The sequence below is a fragment of the Nitrosomonas communis genome, from assembly GCF_024102715.1.
Classification (GTDB): Bacteria; Pseudomonadota; Gammaproteobacteria; order Burkholderiales; family Nitrosomonadaceae; genus Nitrosomonas; species Nitrosomonas communis_B.
Genome location: NZ_JAGFJM010000025.1, coordinates 1 through 5398 on the forward strand (window position 1 = coordinate 1; position 5398 = coordinate 5398).

Annotated in this window: 6 protein-coding genes; 5 read left to right on the plus strand and 1 reads right to left on the minus strand. The window is 44.4% G+C overall.

All coding sequences use genetic code 11. The features are described from left to right. The coding region (locus J5I83_RS02805) for a methane monooxygenase/ammonia monooxygenase subunit C (RefSeq protein ID WP_304053119.1) at positions 1 to 647 on the plus strand (647 nt) is incomplete at its 5' end. A gap of 173 nt (positions 648 to 820) precedes the next feature. Here J5I83_RS02805 and J5I83_RS02810 read toward each other — a convergent pair. After that, the gene (locus J5I83_RS02810) at positions 821 to 1084 is read right to left on the minus strand and encodes a phage integrase N-terminal SAM-like domain-containing protein (RefSeq protein ID WP_304053120.1); all 264 of its coding nucleotides are present in this window, start codon (positions 1082 to 1084) and stop codon (positions 821 to 823) included. Between the two features lie 163 nt (positions 1085 to 1247). On the opposite strand from J5I83_RS02810, the gene J5I83_RS02815 reads away from it, so the two are divergent. From J5I83_RS02815 to J5I83_RS02830, 4 genes are all read left to right on the plus strand, one after another. Beyond that, positions 1248 to 2660 carry a hypothetical protein gene (locus J5I83_RS02815; protein ID WP_304053122.1) on the plus strand — a complete coding sequence of 471 codons (1413 nt, stop codon included), beginning with the start codon at positions 1248 to 1250 and terminating at the stop codon, positions 2658 to 2660. 78 nt (positions 2661 to 2738) lie between these two features. Then, positions 2739 to 3284, plus strand: a complete 546-nt coding sequence (locus tag J5I83_RS02820) for a hypothetical protein (protein ID WP_304053123.1) — start codon at positions 2739 to 2741, stop codon at positions 3282 to 3284. Between the two features lie 91 nt (positions 3285 to 3375). Next, entirely contained in the window at positions 3376 to 4470 is a 1095-nt protein-coding gene (locus J5I83_RS02825) for a toll/interleukin-1 receptor domain-containing protein (protein ID WP_304053125.1), read from the plus strand. 361 nt (positions 4471 to 4831) lie between these two features. Beyond that, entirely contained in the window at positions 4832 to 5359 is a 528-nt protein-coding gene (locus J5I83_RS02830) for a hypothetical protein (protein WP_304053127.1), read from the plus strand. Positions 5360 to 5398: the final 39 nt, after the last annotated feature.

The window sequence follows — 5398 nt, forward strand, 5'->3', positions numbered from 1 at the left end:
GGATGGACTCCATGGAACCGGAGTTCGATCAAATCTGGATGGGCCTATGGCGTTTCCAAATGGCACTCTGGCCGATCTTGGCGCTGACGGTCTGGGGTTGGGTATGGAAAACACGCGATACCCAGGAACAACTGGCGAACCTGCCGGTGAAAATGGAAATTAAGCGGTATTTTTATTTCATGATGTGGTTAGGTGTGTACTTGTTTGCTGTCTATTGGGGTTCGAGTTTCTTCACTGAACAGGATGCTTCCTGGCATCAGGTGATCATTCGCGATACCAGTTTCACGCCCAGCCACATTCCGCTGTTCTATGGCTCGTTCCCGATGTACATCATCATAGGCGTATCAACTTTCCTATATGCAAGGACGCGATTGCCGCTGTACAACAAGGGAATCTCGTTTCCTTTGGTGATGTCTATTGCCGGTCCGCTGATGAGTCTCCCGAACGTTGGCTTGAATGAATGGGGCCATGCTTTCTGGTTCATGGAGGAACTCTTTAGCGCACCGCTACATTGGGGCTTCGTGGTACTGGCATGGGCCGCTTTGTTCTCTGGGGGTGTTGTCATCCAGGTCATTACACGCTTTTCCAACCTCCTGGATGTGCAATGGAACGAACAAAGCCGAGCGATTCTGGATGATGTTGTTTAAATCCAGGTTGTAACGAGCATTGCATATACCCATCCTCTTTTAATAAGGGGATGGGTTTTTTTGTTTACAAAGGGGCAGCCAAATAATGCCCGGGCAGAAACGGAAGAATCTTCAAGCAAGAGAATAGGGTTAAGCTTTGTCTTTTGGGTGACAATGCAAAACCTTGTGTGTATTCACCGCCTAATACCTCCCTTATATAAAATAGCAGTTGTGCACAGCGCCTGATTCTGTGTGGATGCAGCAACATTGCGTTTAACTGCGAGATAAATCAGAAACGACTCAGCTTCCCTTTTTCCCATCGTGTCGGGATGCTGCTTGTTGTAAAAGAAAATGAAACGCTTTATCCAGGCAATATCAGATTGCTCCGTGCGGTAGCTGTAATGCTTGAGCCTGAGTTTATCCCGCATCTGGTCCAAAAGTTGGGATTTGTTCGTCATATTTGTGGATTTAACAAAGTTTGTTATGATGAAAGCTCATTCGGCATAATTCTATAAAACAGAAGGAGATAGCATGCAGCTTGCCGTGTTAGATGTCATTTTTGACGTGATGTATTGCGTCATTTCGGAGTTCTAATTCTAGTTATAACCACAGGAAACACCGATGACATATGCACTGATTGACAATGCCTCACTTACAGCTGTGCAAAGGGTCATGGGTCAGATTGTCGTTAAAAACCCCGATACTATAAACGGTGATCTTGTAGCGTTAGAAAACTTCGTTCAAGCGATCCTTTTTTATGACGAGCTTGTTTGCATTGATAATTACAAAGAAGAGCAGAAGGAAGAAAGAAAAAAAGAATTCGATTTTATAAAGTTCATATCACCAGAAGACTATCAGTTAGACAATTTTTCAGAAAAAGCAAAATCAGAAGCAAAATTAATCCGGCCCGAAATTCGCGCAGGTGAATTCGTGGACCCAGATTTCCGGGAATTACTTGGATTACTTAAGCTAAATATGATTTGTACTTGGGATTTGCGTTCGAGCGTTTATTATTTAACCTTGAAAATGCTTGGTCAACCAAATACACTGGAGTATGAAAAATACAGCGAACTGAGTTCAGCTATCTACAATGAACTTTGGGATGCTGGCGATACATTCGGTGTTTGGTCAACAGATATTAAACTTATTGGTTCAGATGGAACAGAACTCACGAAAGAGAGAATGGCTGAAGAAGCAAAATCAGCTAGGCGAGGTCATGGTGGTACAACCCGTGCCCTGGATATGTTTATCGCATCACTAAATTGGCTTGCTTATAAGTCGATTTATTACAGCTTAGCAGCCAATTATTTAAAAGCTGATACTTTTCTTCATCCTATTAGACATGCTTATCAAATTCATTGGTTTAAAAAGACGGGCGCATTTGGTCACGATTTTACGGCAAAATTAGTAGGTTCTTTATCGAATAAGCTATTAACTTCGGTAGGTGAAATTATTGACGCTGGAAGATCTACAGCTGTTTCACTAGATATTCCAATATTTTCTGCTTGGTTATCAGTTCAGTCCGGCGATGCTCGAAACATAATATCTTCGGCTCTTGAAATAAAAAACGAGCAATGCTTGCAGGATGTAAGAGGGCTTCTAAGGGAAATACGAATTGGGTTTGATGAGGGTGGAATTACACAGGCTAATAAATCAATCCAAAAATGGGAGAAGCAGCTCAAGAAAGCAGAACATGAATTAAGATCAAAATATGGCCTTAAAACTGATCAAGGGATTCAGGGAAGCTTTTTAATGAAAGTATATAATTCAGTTGCAGCATTAAAAGGCCTTCCGCAATTTCCAGAATTCGATTTCAAAATCCCTTTGCCTGATTTCATTGCCAATAATCAATCTGGTAATTTTTCAACACTTTTCAAAGATATCGCATCAGAGCTCACCTCAACAGAGAGATTGGGTGGAGTGAGAGACTTAATGGCTGCTAATTTTGTAATAGATGATGAGCACTATGTGCCACCAAAAACAGAAGCGCCAGAGTATAGAAAGTACGCTTCAGATTGGAAATTACCAATGTAGGTTATAACAATTGGGTCAACTAGGACGCTCCTGTCGTCGCGCCTGTTACCCAAAACGTTATGTGTTTGAGGAGTCTGAGTGACAGAATTAATTTACAAAGTCATTGACTATTTTTTTAATGACCCTTTAAAGATTCTGTATCTTATTGGAGGCACGGGTGGAATTTATTTCTGGTATGAAAAATGGACTTCCAGAGTAAGACTACATACGGTGCTGGTTAAGCAAACATATGATCCAGATAATAATTTTGGTGCTGAACTTAAGTTTAAATGTACCAATGTAGGATCTAAGATAACTTCTCTTGATGGGGTTGTTACTGTGGTATCTCTAACAAGAGATGGATTGCCGTTAAAGGTAAGCATGCAGATTATGGGCAATGATCTTGCTTTGAAACCCCATGAGGCAAGAGAGTTTTTAGCAAAAGGTCCGGTGGGGGCAACGTACTACTTTTCCAAATACCGAAAGTACCAATTTAAACTCAACTACGGTTCAAGTTGTAATTTGTATACACTTGATGGATCAATAGAAAGCGAAAAAAGCTTTTTTAAGTGGGTTCTAGATAAACAAAAGTTCAAAATTAAATTACGACTATCCAGGTTGATTCAACGGGCAACAAACACATAACAAGTCGTTCAAGCCGACCGCGCTACGCGCGGCGGCTTAACTCCAGCGTTAGGTACACCGAGCAAGATCATGGCATTCAGGAAGCGTAAGGATGTGGGATAGAACATCGATGAGCAACGGACATATCTTTATTAGCTATCGCCGGGATGACTCGGCAGGCTACGCGCGCGCCATTTACGACCAGCTCGTTCAGCATTTCTCCAGGGAGCGAATTTTTATGGATGTGGATGCGATCGAGCCGGGTTTCCCGTTTGATGAAGCTATCGAGCGCGCTGTGGGCCGATGTGAGATTCTTCTGGCGATGATCGGCAGGCGCTGGATGGAACAGCAAGCGGGCGCAGGTCCACGCATCAACGACCCTAAAGACTTCGTGCGTCTTGAGATCGCTGCTGCACTATCGCGAAACATTCGCGTGATCCCGGTACTACTTGATGGAGCGAGCATGCCAGCCGAAGAGGCATTGCCGGAACCTCTTCGCGCGCTTGCGCGGCGGAACGCTCTTGAGGTGAGCAACAGCCGCTTCAAATCGGACATGGAGAGACTGCTGGGGGCTGTTAGCAAGGCACTTGGTGAATCGAATACATCAAGTGGTAAGCAGGATCTTCGCACTCATAAATCTATGCTCTATTGGCTAGCAGGTGGACTCGCTGTGGTTGTCCTTTTTTCTTCGCTTCTGTTTAACTATTCACCGACCGCAAACCGTAGTCTCTCTCAATCGTCGCCGATGCTAATGGTTGAGGCAGGGGAACCGCTTGCACCTACTGCCGACGGACCGTCCAAGCCGATACCTGGTGCAAGCTTTTCTTCCTCCGAACTCGAGCCAAAACCTCCGGCAGCCGGAGAGCAGCCCTTAACTCAACAGCCCATTTCCACAGAGGCGAGAAAGCCGGTTGAATTGGCTGATCTGGTTGCGGGCATTTATTATGGCGATGTCATCTCCGACTCGAAAGGCAGCTCGAGATCCGATGTGACCGTGACGATTGCCAAGGTGAACAAACGAAAAGTCAGGATCACCTCAGATTATGAGAGATTGGGCACTGTTGAAATAGATCTTACGAAGGTAGGTAATACGATCCAAAGTGTAGGTGGCAGTACAACACTGCTGTTGCTAGAGCTGGAAAAGAACCCGCCACGTTTAGACTACAACCCGAATGGTGAAGTGGCGTATAGCGGGCAAAGGCAGTAGATCGTTATGATTAAGACAATAACATGGACTAGGATCATGAATTCTTATTCTGGTGAACAATAACCCCAATTGCCGTTATTTTTCTTGATTCGCGACACTTGATCCCTTTCGTGCGCTAACCACCCCTGAAGCAGTCAGGACACTACAGAGGAAGCTTTAATCTGCTATTCTCAAGAAGATTCTGTGATTAGTGAACAGTAAGCTTCGGGCTGAAAGATCATTGGCAAGAGCAACATTGGGAGGCCAACAGAATTTTTTTATAACTTATTATGGTTTTAGAAGTTATTCTGTGTTATTTAGGAAATGGACGACTCTCATGCTCTGTGGAGTATGCCTGCATTCGATTACTCCAGCTTCCGCTGTGGAATTTTCACTTAATGGTGATGTGCGTGCTAGTTTTTTTTCGCGCGAGCGCGATGACCGCAATGGCAAAGAAGAATCAACCCACGAACTTCGATTTCGCCCTCGCGTCGGGATTGGCGCGAAATTCAATGAGCAATGGCGGATGCAGGTACGTTTCGCAGGACGTTATTCCACCCGTGACAGCAATTTGCACTTCAAGATTTTTGACAACATCCCTACACAGGATGGGTTACGTCAGGGTGATTCCACTTTCGACGAGATTTATGTTGAATACCGCCCCGCCGATATCTGGGAAATTCTCGTAGGCCGCTTCCAGAGTAAAGCCCTACTGAAAGGGGTAGCCGAAAAATCACTGGATCGTGAAGACAGCACATTCACCAATATCACCTGGACTGATGGCGTGCAAATCAAATACAAGGCTGAGAATGGCTGGAATACAGTAAGCCTCCAACCCTTCCACATTAACACCCTGATACATCATTGCTATCCTCAAATCTTTTCCAAGGAGGAACGATGTCATCATTAGAAATACGACGAATTCATATCGAAGCATGGCAAACCAGCG

Bases quoted from the DNA above. Each gene is read 5' to 3' on its own strand.
- J5I83_RS02810 (WP_304053120.1), bottom strand. From the start codon at position 1,084: ATGACGAACAAATCCCAACTTTTGGACCAGATGCGGGATAAACTCAGG.
- J5I83_RS02815 (WP_304053122.1), top strand. From the start codon at position 1,248: ATGACATATGCACTGATTGACAATGCCTCACTTACAGCTGTGCAAAGG.
- J5I83_RS02825 (WP_304053125.1), top strand. From the start codon at position 3,376: ATGTGGGATAGAACATCGATGAGCAACGGACATATCTTTATTAGCTAT.